This window comes from Mucilaginibacter sp. P1_A3, assembly GCF_056406855.1.
In genome coordinates this window covers 224,375-249,689 of record NZ_JBFTZJ010000001.1, presented here as the reverse complement: position 1 = coordinate 249,689, position 25,315 = coordinate 224,375, and the positions used below count along the sequence as shown (strand labels likewise).

The 25,315-nt window shown below is 40.0% G+C and carries 24 protein-coding genes and 1 tRNA gene; 11 read left to right on the top strand and 14 right to left on the bottom strand.

Going from position 1 to position 25,315, the window contains the following annotated elements:
* Nucleotides 1–127: 127 nt before the first annotated feature.
* Nucleotides 128–1,942: an alpha-amylase family glycosyl hydrolase gene (locus AC1D0K_RS01120; protein WP_477396752.1), complete on the bottom strand. Its 1,815-nt coding sequence runs from the start codon at nucleotides 1,940–1,942 to the stop codon at nucleotides 128–130.
* Nucleotides 1,943–2,130: 188 nt separating this feature from the next.
* On the opposite strand from AC1D0K_RS01120, the gene AC1D0K_RS01115 reads away from it, so the two are divergent.
* Nucleotides 2,131–3,861, top strand: coding sequence for an FAD/NAD(P)-binding protein (locus AC1D0K_RS01115; RefSeq protein ID WP_477396749.1), 1,731 nt, complete (start codon nucleotides 2,131–2,133; stop codon nucleotides 3,859–3,861).
* Between the two features lie 299 nt (nucleotides 3,862–4,160).
* Here the strand turns inward: AC1D0K_RS01115 and AC1D0K_RS01110 are convergent.
* The 3 genes from AC1D0K_RS01110 to AC1D0K_RS01100 form a co-directional block, all read right to left on the bottom strand.
* Nucleotides 4,161–4,240: transfer RNA gene (locus tag AC1D0K_RS01110), tRNA-Leu, on the bottom strand.
* Nucleotides 4,241–4,270: 30 nt separating this feature from the next.
* On the bottom strand, nucleotides 4,271–4,795 hold the full coding sequence (hscB, locus tag AC1D0K_RS01105) for a Fe-S protein assembly co-chaperone HscB (RefSeq protein WP_477442743.1): 525 nt from the start codon (nucleotides 4,793–4,795) through the stop codon (nucleotides 4,271–4,273).
* A gap of 131 nt (nucleotides 4,796–4,926) precedes the next feature.
* On the bottom strand, nucleotides 4,927–5,430 hold the full coding sequence (locus tag AC1D0K_RS01100) for an Lrp/AsnC family transcriptional regulator (RefSeq protein ID WP_295718751.1): 504 nt from the start codon (nucleotides 5,428–5,430) through the stop codon (nucleotides 4,927–4,929).
* 156 nt (nucleotides 5,431–5,586) lie between these two features.
* Between AC1D0K_RS01100 and AC1D0K_RS01095 the strand changes: the two genes are divergently transcribed.
* The 3 genes from AC1D0K_RS01095 to AC1D0K_RS01085 all read left to right on the top strand — a co-directional run bounded on the left by AC1D0K_RS01095 (nucleotide 5,587) and on the right by AC1D0K_RS01085 (nucleotide 9,389).
* A complete protein-coding gene (locus AC1D0K_RS01095) occupies nucleotides 5,587–6,573 on the top strand; it encodes an NAD-dependent epimerase/dehydratase family protein (RefSeq protein ID WP_477396745.1) in 987 nt (328 codons plus the stop codon).
* A gap of 135 nt (nucleotides 6,574–6,708) precedes the next feature.
* On the top strand, nucleotides 6,709–8,013 hold the full coding sequence (locus tag AC1D0K_RS01090; RefSeq protein WP_477442741.1) for an MFS transporter: 1,305 nt from the start codon (nucleotides 6,709–6,711) through the stop codon (nucleotides 8,011–8,013).
* Between the two features lie 290 nt (nucleotides 8,014–8,303).
* Nucleotides 8,304–9,389: a M20 family metallo-hydrolase gene (locus tag AC1D0K_RS01085; protein WP_477396741.1), complete on the top strand. Its 1,086-nt coding sequence runs from the start codon at nucleotides 8,304–8,306 to the stop codon at nucleotides 9,387–9,389.
* 47 nt (nucleotides 9,390–9,436) lie between these two features.
* Here the strand turns inward: AC1D0K_RS01085 and AC1D0K_RS01080 are convergent, their stop codons facing one another.
* Both AC1D0K_RS01080 and AC1D0K_RS01075 read right to left on the bottom strand, forming a co-directional pair.
* The gene (locus AC1D0K_RS01080; RefSeq protein ID WP_477396739.1) at nucleotides 9,437–10,153 is read right to left on the bottom strand and encodes a ZIP family metal transporter; all 717 of its coding nucleotides are present in this window, start codon (nucleotides 10,151–10,153) and stop codon (nucleotides 9,437–9,439) included.
* Nucleotides 10,153–10,716: a phosphatase PAP2 family protein gene (locus AC1D0K_RS01075; RefSeq protein WP_477396737.1), complete on the bottom strand. Its 564-nt coding sequence runs from the start codon at nucleotides 10,714–10,716 to the stop codon at nucleotides 10,153–10,155. The genes AC1D0K_RS01080 and AC1D0K_RS01075 overlap by 1 nt, the downstream gene beginning before the upstream one ends.
* A 283-nt stretch (nucleotides 10,717–10,999) precedes the next feature.
* Here AC1D0K_RS01075 and glmM point away from each other — a divergent pair, with 283 nt between their 5' ends.
* The 3 genes from glmM (at nucleotide 11,000) to AC1D0K_RS01060 (ending at nucleotide 14,359) form a co-directional block, all read left to right on the top strand.
* Nucleotides 11,000–12,382: a phosphoglucosamine mutase gene (gene glmM / locus AC1D0K_RS01070; RefSeq protein WP_477396735.1), complete on the top strand. Its 1,383-nt coding sequence runs from the start codon at nucleotides 11,000–11,002 to the stop codon at nucleotides 12,380–12,382.
* A gap of 78 nt (nucleotides 12,383–12,460) precedes the next feature.
* Entirely contained in the window at nucleotides 12,461–13,597 is a 1,137-nt protein-coding gene (locus tag AC1D0K_RS01065; protein ID WP_477396733.1) for a cysteine desulfurase family protein, read from the top strand.
* A 393-nt stretch (nucleotides 13,598–13,990) separates the two neighbouring features.
* Nucleotides 13,991–14,359, top strand: a complete 369-nt coding sequence (locus AC1D0K_RS01060; RefSeq protein ID WP_295718733.1) for a hypothetical protein — start codon at nucleotides 13,991–13,993, stop codon at nucleotides 14,357–14,359.
* A gap of 555 nt (nucleotides 14,360–14,914) precedes the next feature.
* Here the strand turns inward: AC1D0K_RS01060 and accD are convergent.
* On the bottom strand, nucleotides 14,915–15,760 hold the full coding sequence (gene accD / locus AC1D0K_RS01055) for an acetyl-CoA carboxylase, carboxyltransferase subunit beta (protein WP_295718731.1): 846 nt from the start codon (nucleotides 15,758–15,760) through the stop codon (nucleotides 14,915–14,917).
* 311 nt (nucleotides 15,761–16,071) lie between these two features.
* On the opposite strand from accD, the gene fbaA reads away from it, so the two are divergent.
* From fbaA to AC1D0K_RS01035, 4 genes are all read left to right on the top strand, one after another.
* Nucleotides 16,072–17,151: a class II fructose-bisphosphate aldolase gene (fbaA, locus tag AC1D0K_RS01050; RefSeq protein WP_295718729.1), complete on the top strand. Its 1,080-nt coding sequence runs from the start codon at nucleotides 16,072–16,074 to the stop codon at nucleotides 17,149–17,151.
* A 92-nt stretch (nucleotides 17,152–17,243) separates the two neighbouring features.
* Nucleotides 17,244–17,768, top strand: coding sequence for a low affinity iron permease family protein (locus AC1D0K_RS01045; protein ID WP_295718728.1), 525 nt, complete (start codon nucleotides 17,244–17,246; stop codon nucleotides 17,766–17,768).
* Nucleotides 17,719–18,144, top strand: coding sequence for a GNAT family N-acetyltransferase (locus tag AC1D0K_RS01040; RefSeq protein WP_477399389.1), 426 nt, complete (start codon nucleotides 17,719–17,721; stop codon nucleotides 18,142–18,144). Before AC1D0K_RS01045 ends, AC1D0K_RS01040 begins: the two co-directional genes overlap by 50 nt.
* Nucleotides 18,145–18,273: 129 nt before the next feature.
* Nucleotides 18,274–18,861, top strand: coding sequence for a hypothetical protein (locus tag AC1D0K_RS01035; RefSeq protein WP_477399387.1), 588 nt, complete (start codon nucleotides 18,274–18,276; stop codon nucleotides 18,859–18,861).
* A 56-nt stretch (nucleotides 18,862–18,917) separates the two neighbouring features.
* On the opposite strand, the gene AC1D0K_RS01030 is transcribed toward AC1D0K_RS01035, so the two are convergent.
* The 7 genes from AC1D0K_RS01030 to AC1D0K_RS01000 all read right to left on the bottom strand — a co-directional run bounded on the left by AC1D0K_RS01030 (nucleotide 18,918) and on the right by AC1D0K_RS01000 (nucleotide 25,180).
* Nucleotides 18,918–19,688, bottom strand: a complete 771-nt coding sequence (locus tag AC1D0K_RS01030) for a DNA-formamidopyrimidine glycosylase family protein (RefSeq protein ID WP_477399385.1) — start codon at nucleotides 19,686–19,688, stop codon at nucleotides 18,918–18,920.
* Between the two features lie 44 nt (nucleotides 19,689–19,732).
* Nucleotides 19,733–20,632: a helix-turn-helix domain-containing protein gene (locus tag AC1D0K_RS01025; RefSeq protein WP_295718725.1), complete on the bottom strand. Its 900-nt coding sequence runs from the start codon at nucleotides 20,630–20,632 to the stop codon at nucleotides 19,733–19,735.
* Nucleotides 20,629–21,246 (bottom strand): pyridoxamine 5'-phosphate oxidase family protein, encoded by a 618-nt coding sequence (locus tag AC1D0K_RS01020; RefSeq protein ID WP_477399349.1) that lies wholly within the window; start codon nucleotides 21,244–21,246, stop codon nucleotides 20,629–20,631. Before AC1D0K_RS01020 ends, AC1D0K_RS01025 begins: the two co-directional genes overlap by 4 nt.
* 12 nt (nucleotides 21,247–21,258) lie before the next feature.
* Nucleotides 21,259–21,675, bottom strand: coding sequence for a nuclear transport factor 2 family protein (locus AC1D0K_RS01015; protein ID WP_295718721.1), 417 nt, complete (start codon nucleotides 21,673–21,675; stop codon nucleotides 21,259–21,261).
* Nucleotides 21,676–21,784: 109 nt separating this feature from the next.
* On the bottom strand, nucleotides 21,785–22,339 hold the full coding sequence (locus AC1D0K_RS01010; RefSeq protein WP_477399347.1) for a carboxymuconolactone decarboxylase family protein: 555 nt from the start codon (nucleotides 22,337–22,339) through the stop codon (nucleotides 21,785–21,787).
* A gap of 106 nt (nucleotides 22,340–22,445) precedes the next feature.
* Complete coding sequence (locus AC1D0K_RS01005) at nucleotides 22,446–23,495, bottom strand: winged helix DNA-binding domain-containing protein (RefSeq protein ID WP_477399345.1); 1,050 nt, start codon at nucleotides 23,493–23,495, stop codon at nucleotides 22,446–22,448.
* A 56-nt stretch (nucleotides 23,496–23,551) separates the two neighbouring features.
* Nucleotides 23,552–25,180, bottom strand: a complete 1,629-nt coding sequence (locus tag AC1D0K_RS01000) for a gliding motility protein RemB (protein WP_477399343.1) — start codon at nucleotides 25,178–25,180, stop codon at nucleotides 23,552–23,554.
* Nucleotides 25,181–25,315: the final 135 nt, after the last annotated feature.

The following is a 25,315-nucleotide window of genomic DNA, read 5'->3' as shown; positions in this document are numbered from 1 at the left end:
AGATTTTTAGTTAGAAGGAAACAAATTATCCTTTAAAGGCAACTTTATTACTACATAAACCCTTAGTCTTTACTTTACACCCGGCGCTGTTTAATAATTTAATATTTATCAATAATTTAAATTAACATTATTTTTCCTGTGACAAAATGATAGCTGAATAAGCACCTACGGCAACGTTTGTAGATTGCGCATAGCCATCACATTCCAGCTGCTCTGCTTCCGTGTCAAAAGCCTTAAAATCCCCGAATTCCTTATCGTAGCCTTCCCAATCGCTGTTGAAGCGAACTTTCCAAAGCCCCAGATCGGGCATACCGATACGGTAATCTTCATAGGCCTGCCCTGAAAAATTCAATACGACCACGGTGGTATCGCCTGCACCGCCTTCCTGCCAGCGCTGATAAACCAAGACTTTCTTTTCATTATCCACTCTAATTACTTCTGAATGTTCCCCGCTTAGCCCATCGGTTTGTCCATTATAATTCAAACGCAAGCGTATCAAATCGCGGTGCAGGTTAACGAAGCCGTTAAATTCTTTTTTTCGTTTCCAGTCGATCGGGTCGGTATCCGAAAACCATTGATCCTCCAGCAATTCATGACCCTGGAAGATCATGGGAATACCGGGCACTGTTAACACCATAGACATCCCAAGCGAAGCACGCTTTTTAGAGTAGTAATTATTGACATCACCATCAGCGATTTCTTCAGCTACCCGGGCCTTACCGTTTGCCACTTCATCATGACTTTCGGTGTAAACTACCCGGTGAAAAGGATTGCCGCTGTAGCGCCGGATAAGCGCTGCTTCCATGGCAAACATATCGCGCTCCTCATCTTCGGGTGCGATAATGGCGTTGCGAACGGGGTGTACAAAATCGCCGTCCCATTGTGCGCCAAAACCCAGTCCACCGTTTTCCACTTTATCCGTTATCTCATCAAGGCCGTGCAGGTCCTCTGCAATGGTCAGTTTCCAGGGGAATTTTTCAGCAATTTCGCTGTTAATCCACCGCAATAAGCTCATACCGTCTTCCAGCATGCTGTCCGGACTTTCATCTGCATGAACGTTACGGATATATGGGATCATGTCCATGCGTAACCCGTCTACCTGGTATTCCTCCAGCCACATCATCGCATTATCACGCAGGTACTGGCGAACTTCTGCACGCCCATAATCCGGGCGGGTATCTCCCCAGGGTGTTTCTGATTTCCAATCGTTATAAAAGTAGATGCCGCCTTTATTATTTTCGGACCAGCCATCGAACTGCCACAGGTCAAGGTCACTTGGGCCGAAATGATTATAAACCACATCGAGAATTACTGCAATGCCCAATTCATGCGCAGCTTTCACCAGGCTCTTGAATGCATCCGGCCCGCCATATGCTGATTCTATAGCAAAAGGCTGGGAGGGATTATAGCCCCAGGAAAAATCACCGGGAAATTCAAAGGGCGGCATCACCTCAATGGCATTGATGCCCAGATCTTTCAGGTAGGGTAATTTTTCGATCACGCCGTAAAGGTCGCCGGGCTTACCTTCTTCCTTCACATTAAAGGTGCCAACGTGTAGCTCGTATACCACCAATTTATTCCAGGAAGGCATATTATATTCTGCATTACCCCAATCGAACTGGTTACTGTCGTAGATCACGCCGTTACCCACAGAATTGGTCATCTGCCGGGCATAGGGGTCATTGCGAAAAAACTCGCCAAAAGGAGTTTGAAGGAAGTATTTATATTCATCACCAGCTTTGGCATTTTCAGCGAATCCCGCCCAATAACCATTGCCTTCATTTTCTAATGGACAAGCCCCTTTGTCAAAATCGTTAAAACTTCCGACTACAAATACAGCTTCTGCGTTTGGTGCCCAAACCCTGAAGTAAGTGCCTTTATCAGTTATTATCGCGCCCATTCCGGCGACCTTATTTTCCGGGATTAAAGTTTTCGTTTCCATATCGAGCTATAAAAGGATTATTTCTACAAATTGTTTAAAAACTGACCAATTTTTTACACAAGTATCAGGAAGCTTAAATTATTTAGTTCAACACTAAAATGTATTTCCCTGAGCAAAACTTTATTCGTCACTGCCTCACACATTTGTTTGGAACACATGTTGTTAGCTCGAATTCAAAAATTAAGATTATGGCAACACATCAACACTTTAAAATCGGAATTTTAGGCGGAGGCCCGAGCGCGCTTTTTATTTATAAAAGATTGGTGGATGCAGATCTCCCCAATATGGAGATCACAATTTTTGAGAAGCGAAGCCGCTTAGGCGAGGGTATGCCTTACAGTATGGAAGGGGCAAATGATGAACATATCACTAATGTATCCGGCAATGAGATCCCTGAAATTGTTACTTCAATTGCGGATTGGATCAACACAGTACCTAAGGACACTTTAGATAAATTCCATATTGATGCCTCTCGGTTCAATGAATACAAAACACTGCCCCGTTTGCTATTTGGTCAATATTTGACAGCTCAATTTAAAATGCTGGAAAAGATAGCCAAGGATAAGGGTATTCAAACCAATATTCTCTTTAATACAGAGGTGGCTGATATCATTGACGATAAAGAAACCAAAATTACCACGGTAATTGCCAATGACCAGGAGAAGCGTGACTTTGATGCAATCGTGCTCTGTACCGGCCATTTATGGCCCAAAAAACATGAGGGAAAGATCCCGGGCTACTTTGATTCACCATATCCGCCGGTCAAACTTGGATTTAAAGCTGACCACCCTATAGCTGTACGTGGTTCTTCACTTACGGCGGTTGACGCCATCAGGACCTTGGGACGTTACAACGGTGATTTTGCTAAAGATAAAAATGGTAAGCTCACCTACACGGTCAAAACTGATACACCGAATTTTAAAATCGTGATGCATTCCAGGAATGGCCTGCTGCCGGCATTGCGTTTTCATTTAGAAGACTCGCATTTTGGAAAGAATACCGTGCTGACTGCGGAAGAAATCAAAAGTGTACGAGCAACCAATGATGGATTTTTGCCACTCGATTATGTTTTCGATAAGAATTTCAGGCTGGGTATAAAAGAAAATGATCGGGAGTTTTATGAGCGCATCAGAGATTTCACTTTAGAGGATTTTGTAAATGATGTCATGGAGCTCCGGGAAAAGCTGGACCCATTCCAATTGTTAGCAGCAGAATATGCTGAGGCAGAAAAATCAATTAAGCGCCGGGTGTCGATCTATTGGAAAGAGATGCTGGGTGTATTAAGCTTCGCTATGAATTACCCGGCCAAATACTTTAGTGCAGAAGATATGCTCCGGTTACAAAAAGTGTTAATGCCCCTGATATCCGTGGTGATCGCTTATGTGCCGCAAAGTTCAGCGGCGGAAATGCTGGCTATGCACGAAGCGGGTGTGCTGAATATTGTTGCGGTTGGTGATGATAACGAAGTAGAATCCGTAGAAACAGGCGGTATTATATATCACTATAGCATAGACGGACAGGAAAAGCATGAGACCTTTAAAACTTTTGTAGATTGTATCGGTCAGCCGCATTTATCATTTGAAGAATTGCCTTTTCCCGGCCTGATCAACAATAAAACGGTAAGCCGGGCCAGGTTATATTTCCGGGATCAAAACTATGGGAAAACTTTGCATGATAAAGGCAATGAAAAAGTTAAAACCGATAGTGACGGCAGGTATTACCTGAATGTTCCCGGTATCACGATTAATGATTCATTCCAGGCGGTAGATGAATATAATGCTTTTAATGAACGGATCTATATTATGGCAGTACCATTTATCGGCGGCTTTAACCCGGATTATTCCGGGCTTGATTTTGGAGAAGCGGTTTCAGCGCTGGTTATAAAATCCTTAACTGGGGTCTTTAACGCACCAAAATAATTCACGAAAGTGGATAAACAAATCTGATTGAACCGTTCCGCCAATTTCAGAATACAAAAAAACAAATTGGTAAAGAGGAGACAATAGCTTATGGTTTTTTCAGGTCATTATCCGATACATCGCGGATATAATCCAAGTTAAACGTAATAACCCTGCCTGGCAATCAAACTTATGGTAATGGCATGCTTAGAACCGCTTTTATCCATCCAGCGTTCTATGATAACGTACTGAAAGTCAATAAAAAAGGGGTTGCTTTTTTACAAGCAACCCCTTCAATTTTCTAACCAGATCCCGGTTAGTACCCAGCGCCGGAGTCGAACCGGCACGGTTTCCCACAGGTGTTTGAGACCAGCGCGTCTACCAATTCCGCCAGCTGGGCATACTATGCTGTAATGTGATCGTTGATCCCTTACAGGCGGGCTGCAAATGTATCTAAACTCTCTTTAATTCGCAACAAATATTTTTGTCTATAATAAATATCTGCGATTTTTATGCGGCGTTCTTCCTGCGCACTATGGTCAAGCTTGGTATAACCTGCAGTTAATCCGGATAATTTTTCATTAATATCCCCCTCAATAGCAAGCACTTCCGCTGTTATAGATCCTAACTCTCCCGAGTCGTCAACTTCCATCAGTCGTTCATTAATATCCATCATTTCCATTAAAAAATCTGCCGGTAATTGTGGTTTTGCACCCTCAGAAACCAGGTCATGCAGCTTTAAAATGTACTCCATTCTGCGCGCCGGGTCGGTTAAAACCTGGTAAGCTTTATTATTTAGGGTGGATAGTTCCAATATTTCCTGTTGTTTAGCTTCATCTTCTCCGGCATAAAAATCGGGGTGATAAAGTTTACTTAGCTCATAAAACTTCTTTTTTAGCGTAGCCGGTTCAATATGGAAAGACTCGGGTATGCCATAAAACTCAAAATAATTCATAACACGAATTTCACTAATAATATCCGCTTTTACGAATTTCAGTGCTTGGAACATCATTAACCCATCAAATTCTAATAAATCCTCAAACAGGAGCAACAGTAACCCTCAGCAATTACTTTCATTACACCCGTTTAACTTTTACCGGCAGAAGGAAAAGGATTCGACGGTACATCTATAGGAAACGCGGCTTCATGTTTAGATTGTTTCATCACCAGCGTACTTTGAACCGATCCGATGGCCATGATGCCAAACAATTCATGCATCAGGAATTGGTGATAGGCATCCAGATCCTTTACGGCTACACGCAATATAAAATCAAAAGCCCCTGTCATATGATAACATTCCAATACTTCTGGTAACTGAATAATGGCCTGTTCAAAATTTCTTAAACTATCCTGGGAATGATCTTTAAGCTGTACATGGGTAAAGGCCATTAAACCTCTGTCTATCTTTTTAGGATCCAAAACCGCTACATATTTTTTAATGAAACCTTCTTCCTCCAGGCGTTTAATTCTTCTGTATATAGGTGAGGCGGTTTTGTGCAATTTGTCGGCTATTTCCTGATTAGTGAGTCGAGCGTTTTCCTGTAATATCTTCAGGATGCTGATATCGGTGTTATCGAGTTGATGAAGCATATGATTAGATTTTCCACATTAACAATCAAACTTAATTAATTACGCATTATTTAACCCTAAAAAAACTATTTTTCGATTAAATAAACCAAATAAAAAAATTAAATAGCAATATATTGTTGTAAATGTGAATTTTGATGCAACTATTATCCTATATAAATGAATCATCAAGACATTATCCTGGTTACAGGAGCCTGTGGGCAAATTGGTACGGAGCTGGTAAAAGTATTGCGGGATAAATATGGCCGTGAAAGGGTGATAGCTACAGATATCCGTAGCATTGATGAAACTTCTTCCGCAGAAGGTCCATATTTCCGCCTTGATGTGTTGGACAAGCACGAACTTCAAAAATTGGTAACCAGTTTGAATGTTACCCATATCTATCATCTTGCGGCGGTGTTATCTGCAAATGGCGAAAAAAATCCGCTGGGTGCATGGGATTTGAATATGCAGAGCTTGCTTAATGTATTGGAAGTAGCCCGCGTGGAGAAGCTACAGCAAGTTTTTTGGCCAAGCAGTATAGCTGTCTTCGGGCCGGAATCTCCTAAACAGCTTTGCGGCCAGTATGCGCTTATTGAACCAACTACCGTTTACGGGGTAAGCAAAGCCGCCGGAGAGCATTGGTGCAGGTATTATCATAAACAATACGGATTGGATGTACGCAGCTTGCGCTATCCGGGGTTAATTAGTCATTCTGCACAAGCAGGCGGTGGTACAACTGATTACGCTGTTGATATATTTCACCAGGCGGTAGGCAAGGGTTATTACGAATGCTACCTGGGTGAGCAAACGCGACTGCCAATGCTTTATATGCCAGATGCTGTAAGGGCCACTATGGAGCTGATGGACGCGCCCGCTGAAAATTTATCTATCCGATCTTCCTATAACCTGGCCGGGATAAGCTTTACACCTGCAGAACTGGCTGCGCAAATCAACAATTTTCTGCCTTTGACGATAACGTACCAACCGGACATGAGACAATCTATTGCGGATAGCTGGCCTGAATCTATTGATGACCAGCAGGCAGCGAATGACTGGGGCTGGGCTCCGGCTTATGACCTGGAAAGCATGACTGCCGATATGCTGCAAAACCTTGGCAACTATGAGGGGAGTAGTTCCTCGTCCATTGATATGAGCAAGCACTGATCATAAAGGGCAATTTATGGTGGCGGTAGCGACCATTAGCAGAAGGGGATAAATTGACAACAGAATCATTTACATAAGCGGTTTGAATTAAATTTATCTCTTACATTTATGCTTTGATCATACCTCATCTAAATTATGACTAATTCTACCATAACGCTTCCCAAAACAACAGGTGGCCGTATTAAATCAATTATTGCAGGTTCGTTGGGTAATTTGGTTGAGTGGTATGATTGGTATGTTTACACTGCATTTTCCCTCTATTTTTCGGATGCCTTTTTTCCTAAGGAAAATGAAACTGTACAGTTATTAAATACCGCCGGTATTTTTGCTATCGGCTTTTTAATGCGCCCAATTGGTGGTTGGTTGATGGGTACATTTGCTGATAAACGCGGCCGCAAAACAGCGTTAACAACATCAGTATTGCTAATGAGTGTAGGCTCGCTCATCATCGCTGTTACACCTGGCTATAAATCTATTGGTGTTGCCGCTCCTGCTTTATTGGTAATAGCCCGCATCATCCAGGGTTTAAGCGTAGGAGGAGAGTACGGCACCAGTGCCACCTACCTTAGTGAAATTGCGGGCAAAAAGCGTCGGGGTTTTTATTCCAGTTTTCAATACGTAACGCTTATAATGGGGCAGTTGCTTGCCCTCGGCGTACTCATTTTATTGCAACGCGCATTTTTAACCGAACAACAATTACATGATTGGGGCTGGCGAATCCCTTTTGGCATAGGTGCTTTTTTAGCCGTTATTACCATGTACCTCAGGCGCAACTTGCAGGAATCGGCATCTTTCACCAAAGAAAAAGATCAAAGTGACTCCATGCATGGTACCATAAGCGCCTTAGCTAAACACCCTAAGGCTGTACTTACTGTTATTGGCCTAACTATTGGTGGTACCCTGGCTTTTTATACGTTTACCACCTATATGCAAAAGTTCCTGGTAAACAGTTCGGGTTTCAGCAAAGCCAGCGCTACATTAATATCAACACTTACCTTGGTTGTTTTTATGCTTGTTCAGCCCGTTTTTGGTTTACTTTCAGATAAGATAGGCCGCAAACCGCTGTTGATCGGCTTTGGTGTATTGGGAACAGTTAGTACCATCCCCATCCTTACCCTGTTAAGCCATACCAAAGATGTTTGGGTGGCTTTTGCGCTCATTTTGTGCGCGTTGATCATAGTGAGCGGCTATACATCAATCAATGCTGTTGTTAAGGCCGAACTATTTCCTGCAAATGTGCGTGCCCTCGGTGTAGGTTTCCCTTATGCCATAGCAGTATCCATGTTTGGTGGAACGGCGGAATACATCGCCTTGTTATTCAAAAATCATCATCATCCACAATGGTTTTATTGGTATGTAACCGTTTGTATTGCCTTATCCCTTGTACTCTATATTTCCATGAACGATACAAGAAAGCACTCCAAAATGGAAGAGGATTAATTTGAGTTTTAAGATGTGCCGGTTTTTTATTGCAGCTTTTTAATGGTGCTCGGGAGATTTGATTTACTTTAGGTCTCCAGCCGATTAATAAGGCAAGGTTATAACCATTTTCATAATAAATATTGGTTTTTGGGTTACCAACTTACCCGGCCAGAAAGATGGTATTTTTTATCTTTATTTTAGATGTATGCCATCTAATTGCTATAATACTAAAGCTGCCCCGGTTATTTTATACCATCCGTTTATCACCGCCGTTACATAAAAAATATTAATTTTGCCCACTTAACATTATGGGAGTTAGCCCAACATCTATGACCGATAGCAACAATTTATTTCAACTGGCAGTTACTTTACTGCAGCAACTTATATCTATACCATCCTTTAGCAAAGAGGAGGACCGTACTGCCGATCTTATTAATGAATTTTTGCAGCAGCATGGAGTAACCACCCATCGTAAACTAAACAATATATGGGCCTGGAACAAACATTTTGACCCGGCAAAACCTACAATTCTGCTCAATTCACATCATGATACGGTAAAACCAAATTCGGGCTATACCCGCGACCCTTATGATGCCAAAATTGAAGATGGCAAACTTTTTGGTCTTGGCAGTAACGATGCAGGCGGTTGCCTGGTATCACTTATCGCGGTGTTTCTTTATTTTCATGATAAGGAAAACTTAAAGTATAATTTTTGCTTAGCTACTACTGCAGAAGAAGAAATTTCCGGAGTAAACGGGCTGGAATTGATCATACCAGAATTGGGTAAACTGGATTTTGGAATAGTAGGAGAACCTACCTTAATGCAATTAGCAATAGCCGAACGCGGTTTAATGGTACTTGATTGCACCGCACACGGCAGGGCGGGGCATGCCGCCCGCGAGGAGGGTGAAAACGCTATTTACAAGGCATTGGCAGATATTGAATGGTTTCGCAGTTTCAAATTCCCAAAGGAATCAGAAGTGTTTGGACCTATAAAAATGTCTGTAACCATTATCAATGCCGGCTCGCAACATAATGTTGTACCAGCCAGCTGCGTATTTACGGTTGATGTGCGGGTTACTGATGCTTACCGTAACGAGGAAGTATTGGAGATCATTCGCCAGCATGTAAATTGTGATGTTAAACCAAGATCTATTCGCTTAAAACCATCATCCATACCAATGGAACACGCTATTGTGCAGGCTGGTATTGCTTTAGGCCGAACAACTTATGGTTCACCAACCACATCTGATCAATCACTGTTGGATATCCCATCAATAAAAGTGGGTCCGGGTGATTCAGCACGTTCACATACAGCAGATGAATTTGTATATGTAGATGAAATAAGGGAAGGTATTGAATTGTATATTAAGATGTTAGAAAGCATAAATTAAACAATAAGTTCAAGCGCTCGTCCTTTAAAGATGGGCTTGAACTTATATTATAACTCTCCCAAAAATCCAACCAGCGCAATAGCAACACCCAACAACACAGCCATCATCTTCCGCAAGTTAAATCTATGATCGGCACTTGATTCAAAAAGGATGGTGGTGGAAATATGCAGGAATATTCCAATAACTATACCCATTATCCGGTTAAAGTAATGCTGCAGGTTACCAATATCGCCGGTACTTAATGCATTGCTAAAAAAATATCCGGCGGGTGCCATTATAGCAAATAGCAAGATAAAAAATACGGTCTTTTGTTTCCCCTGTTTATTAGTTAACAACACTGTACCTAAAGCAAAAGAGGCTGGTATATGATGTAATGCTATGCCATAAACCAATTGATTTTGGTTTCCCTGCGCCAACGGCATACCTTCAAGAAAAGCATGCAGGCAAAGGCTCACCATAATACCAACAGGAAACATAGCCAGATCATGTGTATGCCTGTGCATATGACCGTGCTCAATCCCGTCTGAGAATTGTTCCAGTACTATCTGAAACAGGAAACCGATCAATATAAATACACCTACATAATTATCATTGCCATGATAGGCATCAGGAATTAAATGTAAAACAGTTATGCCAAACAGGTATGCCCCGCTAAACGAGAGTACCAGTTTCAGCATTTTATGGTTATCACCTTTAAAAAGAAAAACGGCTAATCCGCCGCATGAGGCACTTAAAAACAATATTAAAACTTTCCAGATCTCCATTAAAACGCAGGTTGTATTTTTATAAACAGGTAAGCAAACAAGATACCAACCACAGATCCGTAAATGGCTCCGCAGATCACATCTACCGGAAAATGCACGCCAACATATACTTGTGCGAAACAAATCAGCGAGGCCCATAAAATTGCTAAAAACCACACCCAGCGCCATTTTTTTCCAAAAACGAGGCATAAAAATATAGCCATGGCAAAATGATCGGTAGCGTGTGTTGATGGGAAGCTATAACCCGATCCGCAGGGGATGCGGTTTATATCAGTAATACCTACAACAGGGTCGCGGCAGGGGCGAAGCCGCTTAACATTGTACTTGATTATACTGGCGCTTGTAAAATCGGCAAAACCAGCCGTTGTAGCCAGCAATACAATAATAATCGCACCTACCTTTCTATATCGCCACAAACAAAAAACAATAATGAAAATATACAGCGGGATCCAGAATTTAGGATTACGCAGCCAGGGCATCACCAAATCGAAAAATGGGTTCGTTAGGTCATGGTTGATAAAGTAAAATAAATGCCGGTCGAGCTGTAAGATATAATCTGGCATTGATGTAATTGTCAATTTTATAGTTTCGGCTCAAAGTTATTAAATACTTTAAAACAAGTTTTATAATAGCGAGCTAATAAACTTTTAAACTCATTTTGGTTTACAGGCAAATATGCTTTAGCTACAGGATACCCTATGCTCATTAAACTATAATATTGTCATAAGGCTGTTTGCTGAGTTATTCTGGGCATTTTTTGCTGAGCAAACGTTTGCAGAAAAATATAATTTGTACCCTGCTATTGGTTAAATACCTTACTTTTGTGGTACAAAAAACAACAACATCTTGACACTTATAAAATCAATTTCGGGTATACGCGGCACCATCGGTGGAGCGGTTGGCGATGGTTTAACACCGCTGGATATTGTAAAATTCACTTCGGCCTATGGTGCCTGGGCGGTCAAAAAATCTGGCATTAAGAAAATTGTTATTGGCCGCGATGCCCGTTTATCCGGCATCATGGTAAACAACCTGGTTATTGGCACACTGCAGGGATTAGGTATCGATGTTATTGATCTTGGTCTATCAACCACGCCTACTGTAGAATTGGCTGTAACCGGCGAACATGCTGCAGGTGGAATTATCCTTACTGCAAGCCATAATCCAAAACAATGGAACGCATTGAAATTGCTTAATGCCGATGGTGAATTTATAAGTGATGCCGATGGTAAAGAAGTATTGGAGATTGCAGAAAGCAGTGATTTTTCATATGCTGATGTTAATGATCTGGGTAAAATAACCCAGGATGACAGTTGGCTGCAAAAACATATCGACCTTGTGCTGGCTTTGCCATTGGTTGACGTTGACGCAATCAAAAAAGCTGATTTTAATGTAGTAATTGACTGTGTTAACTCCACAGGCGGTATTTTTGTACCGGCTTTACTGAAAGCCCTGGGGGTAAATACTATTCACGAATTGTATTGTGAACCGGATGGCAATTTCCCTCACAACCCGGAACCACTTCCAGAGAATCTTACCGCTTTATCAAAAGAGGTTTTAAGTAAAAGAGCTAATTTAGGTATAGCTGTTGATCCGGATGTTGATCGCCTTTGCTTTGTGTGCGAAGACGGTAATATGTTTGGCGAAGAATACACCCTGGTGGCAGTTGCAGATTATGTTTTACAGCATAATTTGGGGAACACAGTATCCAACCTGTCATCAACCCGGGCTCTGCGTGACGTTACGGAAAAAGCCGGTGGCGAATACCACGCTTCGGCCGTAGGTGAGGTAAACGTAGTTAACAAAATGAAAGAAGTTAACGCGGTTATTGGCGGTGAAGGTAATGGCGGCGTAATTTATCCCGAACTGCATTACGGCCGTGATGCATTAGTTGGTATTGCTCTGTTTTTAACTCATTTGGCTAAATCTGGCAAGTCGGTTTCGAACTTGCGCCGGTCATATCCGGGTTATTTTATATCTAAAAATAAGATAACCTTAACACCCGAAATGGATATCGACGCCCTTTTAATCAGGGTTGAAGAAAAATACGATAAACAACCTCACTCCACCATTGACGGTCTAAAAATTGAATTTGATAAAGAATGGGTACATTTGCGCCGTTCAAACACTGAACCAATTATCCGTATTTACTCTGAAGGCAACTCAGAAACGGTTGCAAACGGATTAGCAAATAAGATAATTGCTGATATTAAAGAAATTTTGAATTAACTATTGAATTAACGATTAGTGATTGAAGGTCAAAAAAATCACTAACGCACAAATTCAACAACTCACTAATTAGATAAGATGCGTGTTTATTTTGATAATGCTGCTACAACGCCGCTTGATCCGGAAGTTTTAAAAGAAATGTATAAAGTAATGGAAAGCCATTTTGGCAATCCATCATCTATCCACTCACATGGCCGTGAGGCAAGAACCCTGGTTGAAAGATCACGCAAAACCATTGCTAACTTGCTGCATACATCGCCCGCAGAGATATTTTTCACATCAAGTGGTACCGAAGCTGATAATACCGCAATCCGCTGTGGCATTGTTGATCATAACATTACCCATGCCATAACCAGTCATATTGAACATCATGCTGTGCTCCATACGCTGGAAGCGATGGAAAAATCAGGCATTATAAAATTGAGTTTTGTTAATATTGATAGCAAAGGCAATGTTGATTATGATCACCTGGAAACCTTGCTTAAGGATAACGAGCGCAGTTTTGTATCTATTATGCATGCTAATAATGAGATAGGCACACTATCAGATATGAATCGCATTGGCGACCTATGCGAATCCTATAACGCCATCTATCACTGCGATACTGTACAAACCATGGGGCATTACCGCCACGACCTCAGCAAGCTTAAAACTCATTTTTTAGTTTGCGCCGGTCACAAATTGCATGGGCCAAAGGGTGTAGGTTTTTTACATATTAACCACCGCATTAAAATAAAACCATTTATATACGGTGGCGCCCAGGAACGCAATATGCGTGGTGGTACCGAAAATATTTATGGAATAGTAGGCCTGGCTAAAGCACTTGAAATAGCTTATGCCGAAATGGAACAACACCAGGCCCACATCCAGAATTTAAAATCATACATGATAGGTAAATTGACTAACGAGATACCTGGTGTAAACTTTAATGGAGAAATTGACGCGGACAAGAGCTTGTATACAGTGCTTAACGTTGCCTTTCCGGAAATGGAAATGGCTGACATGCTGTTATTCAATCTTGATATTTCTGGAATCTCGGCTTCTGGCGGCAGCGCGTGCAGTTCTGGTACCGATATTGGTTCACATGTACTTACAGCAATTGGGGCAAGCTCATCACGGCCTTCGGTTAGATTTTCTTTCTCAAAATACAACACAAAAGATGAAGTTGATTTTACCGTTGCCAAAGTAAAAGAACTTTGTTTGGTTAACGCATAATCCTTTGCTCATAAGCCTTACGAAGTTTTAACGACTTCGTAAGGCTCATTAAGCGCCAATTGATCTTGCCTTACTTCAACGCTGACTCAAGCATTGAATATTTATAATTCTTCTCCGCTCTTTTTTGCTCTCACCATAACTCGTACAAAGCAATGGAGCTTGCAAAGACAAAACTACCTCGACGAGTTTTTTAGGTTTAGACATCCCGAACAGGCACTACACAATCTTTTCATAAACTAATCTACCTATCGAACGCGGGGCGGCCCTCTTAAACGCCATTGCAAAAAAAGATGGAAAATCAGCATAATTACTCAATTTAGAAAGTTATTTTCTTATTTAGAAAACAAAATAATAATTCAATAGGTTTATTAATTAATATAAAATTTAAAACCTATGAACACTAATAAAGAAGAATCCCGGAATAACCAGGATGAAAATCGTAACGATTTGAAACAAACAAGCAATTCTTTTCCAGGTCAAAGGCACGATAATTTGAAAAAGAATAAAAATGGTGACGACCCTGATGAAATACCAGAGGAACATGAATCTGATAACGAAGGTACAGGCTACCATACCCAATCAGAAGTTGATCAGCCACAAAAGGGCGCCGATACTTCATACAGTGAACAAAACGACGTCACTCCGCCTAACAAAAAAGAATTCCCATCCGTAGGGCCAGCTAAAACAGATTTTGAAAGTCGCCCGCATGGAAGAACAACGGGTAGAATGATAGGGCATGAACCTGGTACAGAGGGAATATAAGAACACCCGCTACACCGCGCCAAATTGTAAACATCTAATATAATTCCGAAACTATCCAAAATTCGAAAACGATTTTGGATAATAAATTGGATAATAATGAGTTAAAGTAGCAATAGGGTTTATGACGACAAATTAAACCTCGCACATGTTAGGGTCGGCCTTACTTAATACTGAATAAATATATTGTCATGAACCAGTGCTAAACAAATGTTTAGTAGAACTAATATTTTAACCATAAAATATAGAGGAGGACATGATAATGAACAGTTATGGAGAACCCGATAGAAATCGGGGCTACAACAACAGGGTAGGAGGAAGTCACAGAAACTTTGATATGAGTACCTACCAAAATGAATTCAACCTGGAAAGGTCTGGGCCTAACAGAAAAAATCTAAGAGTTTTGCATGAGGATGGAAGCTTTGCTGACCTTCCTGACAGAGAAATACCTGGAGCCGGTGCACAATGCGCTGCGATAACAAAATAACTCGCTGCTTTTAATGAATAAAGGCTACCCAAAACGGATAGCCTTTAATTTGTATTTTGTATCGAATAAACCTAATTCTTCATCATTTTCAAAAACGACGCTAATTTCTCTTTCATTTCCCTGCGGTCAACGATAAAATCAAGAAAACCATGTTCCTGAACAAACTCTGCAGTTTGGAAGCCTTTAGGCAAATCCTTTTTAATAGTTTCTTTAATCACCCTCGGGCCGGCAAAACCTATCAGGGCACCTGGTTCGGCTATGTTGATATCGCCCAGCATGGCGTAAGATGCAGTTACTCCACCAGTTGTTGGATCCGTCAATAAAGATATATACGGGATCTTAGCCTGTGATAATAAAGCAAGTTTAGCTGATGTTTTTGCCATTTGCATTAATGAAAATGCGGCTTCCATCATTCTTGCACCACCTGATTTGGAGATCATTAGAAATGGAATCTTGTTGGCGATGCTATAATCAATGGAGCGGGCTATTTTTTCCCCAACTACAGAACCCATTGAACCACCAATAAAATTGAAATCCATACAGGCAATAACAATATCCTGTCCGTCTATTTTACCTACACCAGAACGTATTGCATCCTTTAAACCCGTTTTTGACTGAGTTTCAGCAAGCCTGTCGGTGTATTTTTTGGTATCTTCAAAGTGCAACGGATCGCCCGATGTAAGATTTTCAAACAGTTCTGTAAACTCGTTATCATCAAACAGAACAGAAAAATATTCTTTTGAACCAATGCGCAGGTGATAGCCACAGTAGTGGCAAACATATTGATTTTCAACCTGCTCAGAATAATGTAAAGGTTTCTTACAATTAGGGCATTTATTCCAGATACCATCAGGGGTTTCCTTCTTTTCCTCAGTAGTCGTAATTATCCCTTTCAACTCTCGTTTAAACCACGCCATATCTATATCTAGCTCTTTCAATTGACTACAAAGAAACGAAAAATATTAAACAAGTACTAAGGGATAAAAAACTTGTCGGCATAAAAATTATTTATCAAAAATACGCAAGGCCGTTTTTATGCCAAATCCGCAATAAAAGGGCTTTATTTTTAGTAAAAAACATTATTTTGATATATAAACCCCATTTTTACTACCTTTTAAATATACTTTGCCAATTTTGCTGAACAAAATGTTAATATTCAATCAATAATAACAAGTTTTCTTACCTAAAACAAAGAAATTTTATAACTTCGAGGCCCAAATAAAAGCTCATGGATTTAAAAAATTATAAAGGTGTTCTGCACGGAGATCAAGTGCAGGAACTATTTGAAGCAGCTAAAAAGCATCAGTTTGCTTTACCGGCAGTAAACGTTATTGGTACAAATACCATTAACGCAGTTATGGAAACAGCTAAACTGGTAAACTCCCCGGTTATTATTCAGCTATCAAATGGCGGTGCACAATTTTACGCCGGCAAATCATTAGATAATTCAAAATTACAAGCCTGTATATTAGGTGGTGTATCTGCTGCAAAGCACGTTCACTTACTGGCAGAGCATTATGGTGTAGCTGTTATTTTACATACAGACCATGCTGCAATGAAGTTTTTACCGTGGATTGATGGATTGTTAGATCACGGCGAAAAATTCTTTGCAGAAACAGGAAAACCTCTTTTTTCATCACACATGCTTGATCTTTCTGAAGAACCTTTGGAAGAAAATATCGAGATCAGTGCTAAATACCTTGAGCGTATGGCTAAAATGGGTATGACACTTGAAATTGAATTAGGCGTAACCGGCGGTGAGGAAGATGGCGTTGACAACTCTGATGTTGACAGCTCACGTTTATACACTCAGCCAGAAGAGGTTTCCTATTCATATGAGCACCTTTCAAAAGTTAGCCCGCGTTTTACAGTAGCTGCTGCTTTTGGTAACGTACACGGTGTTTACAAACCAGGTAATGTTAAATTACAGCCGGTTATCTTGCATAACTCACAGGAGTATGTAAAACAAAAATTTGGTTTAACTGCCGATAAACCTATCAACTTTGTATTTCACGGTGGTAGCGGCTCAAGTCAGGCAGAAATTCGTGAGGCTATTTCATATGGCGCTGTAAAAATGAATATTGATACAGACATGCAATGGGCTTACTGGGAAGGTATAAAAGATTACTACAAATCAAAAGAAGCTTATCTTCAAGACCAAATTGGAAACCCAGAGGGTGAAGATTCTCCAAACAAAAAATATTACGATCCACGTGTTTGGTTGCGTAAAGGTGAAGAAACCTTTGTAAAAAGACTTGCTGTTGCTTTCGAAGACCTTAATTGCGTTGACGTTAACAGTAAATTATAATATTCATCAAAAACTAACAAAGCGCCGGTACATTTGTTGTATTGGCGCTTTGTTGTTAATAAGGCGATCTACTTTACATAAAAAACACACCAATGGCAAAGAGCGCTAGAAAGAAAAAAAATTTATTTGAAAAGTTTGCCAACTGGGCAACTATAGCCACCGGTAGTTCGGCAGCTTTTATAGGCGCAGTAGCCATAATTGTTGTTTGGGGAGTTACAGGTCCAATTTTTCAATACTCAAACACCTGGCAGCTTATCATTAATACCGGTACCACCATTGTTACCTTTTTAATGGTTTTTTTGATTCAAAAATCACAGAATAAAGATTCAAAAGCCATACATTTAAAATTAAATGAACTGCTGGCGTCTCACCAGGGAGCAAGTAACCGTATGGTTGATATCGAGGACCTAAACGAACAGGAACTTGATCTGTTGCATAAATTTTATGTGCAATTATCTGAACTTGCAGAGGAGGAAGACGACATTACCTGCACACATTCAATTGATGCTGCAGAAGAAAATCATACCAATAAAATTAATTCCTATAAATTAAAACCTCATTACATCAATGCCCTCAAAAATCGTAGTAAGCAAAGCAACCACACAGGAAAATCTTGACAAAGTATATGCCGTACGCACAGAAGTTTTTGTAGTTGAACAAAATTGCCCCCCTGAATTGGAATGGGAATTTGAAGATGAATCAAATCATTTTTTAGCTACTGTTAATGGTGAAGCTGCAGGTGCCTGCCGGTGGAGAAAAACTGACAAAGGTTATAAGCTGGAGCGTTTTGCTGTATTACAAAAATTCAGAGGATTTGGTGTAGGGCAAGCTCTTGTACAAGCCGTACTGGATGATCTCCCGGCTGATGCTGCTTATATTTACCTGCATGCCCAGATACAGGCAGTTTCGTTATATAAAAAATTGGGATTTGAAGAAACCGGGCCCGAATTTGAAGAAGCAGGTATCAGGCATTATAAAATGATCAAAAAATAATATCTTATTTAAGTTATTTATAGATGGTTATATTTAAGACAATAATGAAATGAATTTAAAATGGTGATATGCAACCAATTTAAGCATACCATCGTCTACCATTTAATTACATATCTTATATATAGCTTTATGAAACTTAAATATCACAATTTATCAAAAACTTCAACCTTAAAAATTATCACTGCATGCTTACTTTGCTTTATTGCGATAGGTAGTTTTGCGCAGGATAAAACCAAAACCATTGGGAACAAGGCCCGAAAAGGATCAACCAATACTTCTTTTACCGCTGTAAAAGGCGCACAAGTCGGCGTCATGATGAATGCGGGACATAAACCTGTAGAACTGCTTAAGCTTAATTTCCATGCTGATAATCGCTCAGGTGATAGCATTGCATTTAAAGTAAATGTTTATCAAATGAATGGAAAACTACCATCAGATACCAACCTTGTAAAAGAGGAGATAAAAGGTGTCATTAAAAAAAATAACACGGAAGAGCACCAGTTAGTTAGCGTTGATCTGTCTCCATGCAAAATTAATGTTAGCGGAGATATTTTAGTGTCGATAGAGTTTTTGACCACCAAAAACGGATCATATATTGGTTTTGCCTGTGGTTTATTTAATGGCGGCACTTTCCATAAGAACGCCAACAGCTCCGAGTGGAAGAAAATTCCGGTGGTTGGCGCCGATTTTAATGTACTGGTAAAAAAAATGAAATAAACAATAGCCTTAGCTCAGTTATGCCGAAATTAGCATAACTGAGCTAAGAATATTATTTACTCAAATAACTCCTGCTCATCGGTATAATATGTTTTCCGGGTGCCTTCTTTTATCCTGATCTCAGCACCTTTTGGGCTATGTGTTTTCCTGGAGTTGTGAATGAGCATAAAATCCCTTATTTCACCACTGATGATATTCGGATTTGATTTAAGGATAGATTTTTCGGCATTGGTTAAAACGCTTTCAATAGATTTAGTCAGCTCTTTTAACTTGTCCTCCGGAATTTTATTACTTGCCGAAAAAGGGGAGATTCCCGCATCCCATAGAATCTCGTCTGCATATGCATTACCAATACCTCTGATGATCTTTTGATCCAGCAGTACGGTTTTAATATTCGTTTTTGTTTTGGCCAGCCGCGTTTTAAAAAAATTACTGTCGACCTCCATCGCATCCGGCGCTTCCTTTTCTTCGGGATTTAAAGTAGGGGTGGCTATGCCCTGGAAATCTGTGAGTACCACGCCAGTATCGTCACTAAAATGTAGTTCAATTATCGGGTATTTATTTCCGTTCTTTCCCTCAAACAAAAACAGCTTGCCATGAAGCATCAGGTGTAGTGCCAATGTATCACCTTTGCCGAATTTGAAGTAAAGCTCTTTGCCTTCGCGGTATACCTTATCCAGCTTTTGGCCCTCAAGTGTATCCTTAAGTTCTTTATGGGTAACATTCAGTTTTTTTGCATTAACAATAATAATCTCCTTAACGGTTTTGCCGCCAAGTTTTTTGTTGAGATTATAACTGAATGCCTGGAGGTCTGGTAATTCGGGCATAATAATTAGTATTAAAATTTTAACCAAATATAAATGTATAAGTTTTAGTTTATATGCTGATCTCCACTTGCCCTACCGAAACCTACCGTATCTCTGTACATTTGTGGTGAAACATCGGCGTTGGTTTTAAAAAAACGACTAAAATAATATTCATCATCGTAACCCAATTCCCACGCAATTTCCTTAACAGGCTTGTTGGTTAAATAAAGTTCCCGCTTGGCTTCAATAATAATACGCTCGGCTATGAGGTTACTGATGGTTTTGTTAAAATGAGTTTTAGTTATACGGGCCAATGCTTTTGCCGAAATATTAAGCATATCGGCATAATTGCTTGCGCTGTGTTTAGTTCTGTAATGCGCTTCAATGGCTTCCTGCAAATTCTGCAATATAAATGGCTCTTTATTAACATCATCCGGATGCCGGCTCAATTCCTGCTGTTCTGCTTTTAACCGCGATGCCGTGATCAGAAAAATTTTGAGATAGGAAACCAGGATCTCAAATTGGGCTAACCCTTTATTTTGCATTTCGGCTCTTACCTGGTCAATAACCACATTAAATGTAGCGGCGCTTACCTCATCAATCCTCACAAAGGGGGGATGATAAATATTGTCAAACAAAATGCCACTGCACGAAACCTCCTTATGATGCTTATGGATACAAAAGAAATCGGGGTGAAATTGAATGGCTACTCCGCTTATTGGCTTTTCTGTAGATAACATAAAAGGTTGATATGGAGTAAATGCCAGCAGGTTATTCTCTTCAAAATCATATTCCGAAAAATCGGACTTTAACTTACCCGATCCTTCTTTTACCCAAATAACTGAAAAATAGTTATTTCGTTGTAAATGATCGAAATAACTATTATCCTCAAATAAAAACAACTTAAAGGCAAGGTTTCCGCTCACCGGATCAACCAGTGTAAATGTATTTTGCGAATCGGTCATTTAATTGATGCTAATTGCGCCTTAAGTTCCGCGTTCTCGGTCCGCAGTTTATTTATATACTCATGCTGCGCCATAAACTCATCCTGTATTTCATCTACCGTATACCTCGGGGTGATGTGCTGAGGGCAATTCCAGTCATACGCTTTAACCTTTAACAGAATAATACGCTCTGGCTTAAATTTATAATCCTCCAGGTTAAGTTTATCATATAATTCTGTATTGCCATCAATATCTAAAACACTTGCTTCAGCAAATATTTTTAAACGGGCCTTTGCGGCCTGATCTAATAGAAATAAGGCCACCTTACTATTGGTAGCTAAATTTCCTGTTGAAATATATTGTTTGTTACCTCCAAAATCAATAAAACCTAAAGTTTCATGATCAAGTACTTTTAAAAATCCCTTTGGCCCGCCTCGAAACTGGATGTAAGGATATCCGCTTTCGCTTATGGTTGCAATATAAAAGTTATCCTGGTGAGCTATGAAATCTTCCTCGCTTTCTGTAAGTCCATCAGTATATCTAAACTCCTCCTGCCGGCCATAACTGGCCCGGCTGCCATAACGCACCTGGAAATCCTTCACAGCTTCGGTAAAAGCAATTTGTGGGTAATTCATAATAAAATTAGTTTAAAACAACTTACGATCGGTTTCGGCTATAGGCATATCATTGATGCTGGCAAATCTTTTTTGCATGTAACCGTTTTCATCAAATTCCCAAAGCTCATTACCGTAACTGCGATACCATTGCCCGTTATGATCATGCCATTCATACTCAAACCTTACGGCCATACGATTTTCGCGAAAACCCCAAAGCTCTTTTTTTAGCTTATAATCCAGCTCCTTTTCCCACTTCTTTTTTAAAAACTGTTTTACTTCTTCGCGTCCATTCAAAAAATCGGTACGGTTGCGCCATTCGGTATCAATAGTATAGGCAAGGCTCACCTTTTCGGGATCACGGGTATTCCAGGCATCTTCAGCTGCTTGCACCTTTTGCAGGGCCGTTTCCATATTAAAAGGAGGGAGGGGATATCGTTTATTTTCCATGACAAAATATTTTGATTGATTAAAATTAAACATAAGAACCAATAGTCAGGATGTAAGAATCAAGATAAAACTCTTACATCTTAATTCTTACATCCTGATTATATTTTCCTTATGCTTCAACAGCATTTAATGCTTTTACTGCCGGAAAATCAATTTCAGTTGCGGCAGTATTATTAAAGTAGTTAGTTAATATATTTAAAGCTACATGACCAACAATCTCGCCGACTTCACCGTCTGTAAAACCGGCTGCCTTAACTGCATCAACGTCAGTATCATTTACTAACCCTTTTTTAGCCACCAAAATGTTGGCAAATTTTAATGCGGCTTCGGTTTTGGCATCGTCGCTGCTGCCACTACGTGCGCTTTGCAAAGTTGCAGCATCAATATGAACCAATTTTTCGCCGATATATGTATGGGCAGATACACAATAGTCACAGCTGTTAGTTTCAGATACAGCAAGAGCCAATAGTTCGCCGGTTTTTGCACCAAGTTTGCCATGCGCCAACGCTCCGCTAAAGTTAAGGTAACCTTCCAGCAAGGCGGGTGAATTACCCATGGTACGCATCATATTTGGTACCACACCTAATTTGCCTTGTATAGCGTTAAATAATTCTTTTGTTTTGCCTGTAGCTTCATCAGGACTTAATGCTTTTAAACGTGCCATTGTTGTTATGTTTTAATTGTCGTTATTGACAGTACAAATGTGCAAACGTTAGCGACGCTGTAACATGGATTAATTTCGTCAATGCATGGACAATTTTCCCGGGAAGTTATAAAAGGAATTTTTTAAATCTGTTGGCTGCTATTTCTACTGCCTTTGTTTGCACTTTATTAAGGTTACCATATAAGTTTAAGTTGACGTCGATCCGGTTACTTTTAATGGCCCGTTTCCAGTTGCCCACAACCTGGTTGTCAATCACAATAGCCGGATCAAAAATTACGTGACGGGCTTGCGCCAGGTATTTGGGATTAACTAAAGCATCCCGATATTTATAAGCAATAGCAAATTCATCAAAGGCGGGTAATAAATAGGCATCATGTTTTGTGGCGATAAGGGCATCATTATTATTTGCCATCCAATAGGTTTTTCCGTCAGTTTTTATGCTGATCAATTGCTCTTTAATATTTTCCAGTCCAATGGCCGCATCAGCAATGGTAAGCCCAGACCAATTGGCAAAGTCATGTACGGTAGCAGGCCCACGGCTTTTAAAATAGCCGGTGGCTAACTTAATTAACGCTTCTTCATTGGTTAACTGCGGAGTTTGGGGTACTCTTTCATCCAGCAACGTATAGGTAAATTGTTTGCCGTTTCGGGCACCGCTGCAAATAACGGCGTCGAGTTCCGCATGCATCAGGAGTATAGTTAATCGCAGATCATCTGTTGCTATGCCGGCCTGGTTTAATGATTCGGTAATTTCGGCGCGGGTAAGTTGTTGGTTCCCCTCCATTACTTTTACCAACACATCGTTGCTTTTGTTGAAAATAGCATTATCTATTTCAAACTTTTTATACATCCCCGCATTAATGCTATTAATGCGGGGAGCGGTAAGTGCAAGTATCCAGCGAATATCAACCGGCGATACAAAGTGCCAGGTTGGTCTAAGCAGGTGGGTTCGCAGTATTTTCCCTTCGGTTATGGCTTGTTCAATAACAGTGTCATGTGCATTTTGCATCCGTAAACCAATAGCCCATTTAGCGCCGGCATAATCCTGTGCCTGCATAGCTACCATATATTTTACAACATCTGCGGGATCTTTAAACTGTGGATTGCTGATATGTTGGTTAAACATACGCAGGCAGGCTAAATGATCATTTTTCATTATTGATATAAAATAATATCCGTAAAATTATATCGCCCTATGAACTTTAGGTTCTGCTAAAAATCGTGGTACAAATTCCTGAACGAGCTTCTTAGTCCAAAAGTTACCATGGTAGTTTTGTTGTCTGCTGCACTGTTCTTTTCCTGTCGATACAAGCCGCTTAGCTCAAAACGCAGGTTATACTTTGGATTAAGGAGGAATGATACAGTACCTTCGGCATAATAAAGTTGGGTATTTATTCCCTGCCCTATAGTTGTAGTTGTGTTGGCGGTAGGTACCAATGACTTGGTTACAATTTTACCATTGTTTATAGCCGTTGTAGCATCAAGGCCATATTTGGCATAATTAACCTGTCCTTGCAGATCGATCCGGCCAAAAGAGTAATTCAATATACCCAAAATCTCCCTGAAATTTGCACCATAAGGGTGCGCCAGCGGATCGCCATAAAATGCATAACTGCTGATGGTGTTTGTATTTTGGTAAGTGTATGGTTTAACTGTATTAAATTCAAAAATGTAATTAAAGCGCTTAACCTGTAACAGATCGGCTCCGCGTATACCCACCTGTACGCCATTTGTATTATCGATGTTATTACCCGAAAAGAAATCACTGGCTTTAAACCTATCCAATAATAGCTGGGCATATAAGGCGGTTTTATCAAATATTTTATACTTGCCTGTAAAACCAATTAATGTATTATCCTTTGGTTGCTGAGATGGGCCTAAGGAGCTCGAAAACAAAAGGGGATTTATAAAATTCACGTCAAAACCGCGCCTGTTGCCTGCCTCATCAGCTTCTGGCGATATAAGGGCATTGAAGAACCCGAATGAAACACGGTTACTTATATTCCAGTCGATATAATGAAAAAATGCCCATTTACGGCGGTTGCTGCCAAAGGTATCAAATTTGGTTTCACGAGTATCTTCAATATAAGCCCATGTAGCCATGTATTGAACATGCTTGCCTAAGTTAGCTGTAACTCTTAACAAAGGCATATTAGCAGCATAATCAGATAGCAATAAAGACCGGTAGCCATCACCTATAAACATTTTATCCTCGCCTAAAGTTACATTTAAGTTCTTGGTAAAATTATATGACAAAATCGCGGTAACGTATGACCAATCTGCAGAGTTTTTTGCTATACCGCTATAGTTCCGCAAATAAGCTTGTCCAGGTATAAAGCGGTCTACACCAACCAAATTGCTGTAGTATAAAGGGAATTTAGCCGCATTTTCAAAACCACTGGTATAAAACGAGAATTTGGTACCAATGGTACCGCCTACCTGGTAGCCGCGGGTATTTAAATAGGTTGATTTTTTAGATGTGAAATCAGTCCCGGCTTGTAGATCGAGTATAATATCCCCGTAAAAAGTATAGTCGGGTTTATTAACTTCAAAAAGATGTTCATTAAATATTTTTCGGTCCAGCCAGCTTTTACGATTATTATTTAAACCAACATTCATTACCGAATCATAAGAATGTTGAATTAAACTATCAATCAAAAATGGCCGTAATGAAGTATGAAACGCGCTTTTTGTCGAATAAATATCGGCGTTGAACTTTTGATAAAGCTGGTAGGAGTTAGGCAAATAAGTAGATTGGCCTTGACATAATTGTACCGAAAAAAGGATAATCCCGGCCAACAAAAATGTTTTTCTGAAACTTACGGAGTAGAGTTTTTGCATCGCAACAAAATAAGTATTATTTATTGTAACATAAAAATTTCGTTTTGTTTATGATTTATTCATCCTTATATATGGCTTATTATAACCCTCATATTTTAGGATACAGAATAAAAAAAACGAAAGTCACCTAATAAA

What these genes read in the sequence shown, in the direction of transcription:
- AC1D0K_RS01120 (WP_477396752.1), bottom strand. Translation starts at nt 1,942, where the DNA reads ATGGAAACGAAAACTTTAATCCCGGAAAATAAGGTCGCCGGAATGGGC.
- AC1D0K_RS01115 (WP_477396749.1), top strand. Translation starts at nt 2,131, where the DNA reads ATGGCAACACATCAACACTTTAAAATCGGAATTTTAGGCGGAGGCCCG.
- hscB (WP_477442743.1), bottom strand. Translation starts at nt 4,795, where the DNA reads ATGAATTATTTTGAGTTTTATGGCATACCCGAGTCTTTCCATATTGAA.
- AC1D0K_RS01100 (WP_295718751.1), bottom strand. Translation starts at nt 5,430, where the DNA reads ATGCTTCATCAACTCGATAACACCGATATCAGCATCCTGAAGATATTA.
- AC1D0K_RS01095 (WP_477396745.1), top strand. Translation starts at nt 5,587, where the DNA reads ATGAATCATCAAGACATTATCCTGGTTACAGGAGCCTGTGGGCAAATT.
- AC1D0K_RS01090 (WP_477442741.1), top strand. Translation starts at nt 6,709, where the DNA reads ATGACTAATTCTACCATAACGCTTCCCAAAACAACAGGTGGCCGTATT.
- AC1D0K_RS01085 (WP_477396741.1), top strand. Translation starts at nt 8,304, where the DNA reads ATGGGAGTTAGCCCAACATCTATGACCGATAGCAACAATTTATTTCAA.
- AC1D0K_RS01080 (WP_477396739.1), bottom strand. Translation starts at nt 10,153, where the DNA reads ATGGAGATCTGGAAAGTTTTAATATTGTTTTTAAGTGCCTCATGCGGC.
- AC1D0K_RS01075 (WP_477396737.1), bottom strand. Translation starts at nt 10,716, where the DNA reads ATGCCAGATTATATCTTACAGCTCGACCGGCATTTATTTTACTTTATC.
- AC1D0K_RS01065 (WP_477396733.1), top strand. Translation starts at nt 12,461, where the DNA reads ATGCGTGTTTATTTTGATAATGCTGCTACAACGCCGCTTGATCCGGAA.
- AC1D0K_RS01060 (WP_295718733.1), top strand. Translation starts at nt 13,991, where the DNA reads ATGAACACTAATAAAGAAGAATCCCGGAATAACCAGGATGAAAATCGT.
- accD (WP_295718731.1), bottom strand. Translation starts at nt 15,760, where the DNA reads ATGGCGTGGTTTAAACGAGAGTTGAAAGGGATAATTACGACTACTGAG.
- fbaA (WP_295718729.1), top strand. Translation starts at nt 16,072, where the DNA reads ATGGATTTAAAAAATTATAAAGGTGTTCTGCACGGAGATCAAGTGCAG.
- AC1D0K_RS01045 (WP_295718728.1), top strand. Translation starts at nt 17,244, where the DNA reads ATGGCAAAGAGCGCTAGAAAGAAAAAAAATTTATTTGAAAAGTTTGCC.
- AC1D0K_RS01040 (WP_477399389.1), top strand. Translation starts at nt 17,719, where the DNA reads ATGCCCTCAAAAATCGTAGTAAGCAAAGCAACCACACAGGAAAATCTT.
- AC1D0K_RS01035 (WP_477399387.1), top strand. Translation starts at nt 18,274, where the DNA reads ATGAAACTTAAATATCACAATTTATCAAAAACTTCAACCTTAAAAATT.
- AC1D0K_RS01030 (WP_477399385.1), bottom strand. Translation starts at nt 19,688, where the DNA reads ATGCCCGAATTACCAGACCTCCAGGCATTCAGTTATAATCTCAACAAA.
- AC1D0K_RS01025 (WP_295718725.1), bottom strand. Translation starts at nt 20,632, where the DNA reads ATGACCGATTCGCAAAATACATTTACACTGGTTGATCCGGTGAGCGGA.
- AC1D0K_RS01020 (WP_477399349.1), bottom strand. Translation starts at nt 21,246, where the DNA reads ATGAATTACCCACAAATTGCTTTTACCGAAGCTGTGAAGGATTTCCAG.
- AC1D0K_RS01015 (WP_295718721.1), bottom strand. Translation starts at nt 21,675, where the DNA reads ATGGAAAATAAACGATATCCCCTCCCTCCTTTTAATATGGAAACGGCC.
- AC1D0K_RS01010 (WP_477399347.1), bottom strand. Translation starts at nt 22,339, where the DNA reads ATGGCACGTTTAAAAGCATTAAGTCCTGATGAAGCTACAGGCAAAACA.
- AC1D0K_RS01005 (WP_477399345.1), bottom strand. Translation starts at nt 23,495, where the DNA reads ATGAAAAATGATCATTTAGCCTGCCTGCGTATGTTTAACCAACATATC.
- AC1D0K_RS01000 (WP_477399343.1), bottom strand. Translation starts at nt 25,180, where the DNA reads ATGCAAAAACTCTACTCCGTAAGTTTCAGAAAAACATTTTTGTTGGCC.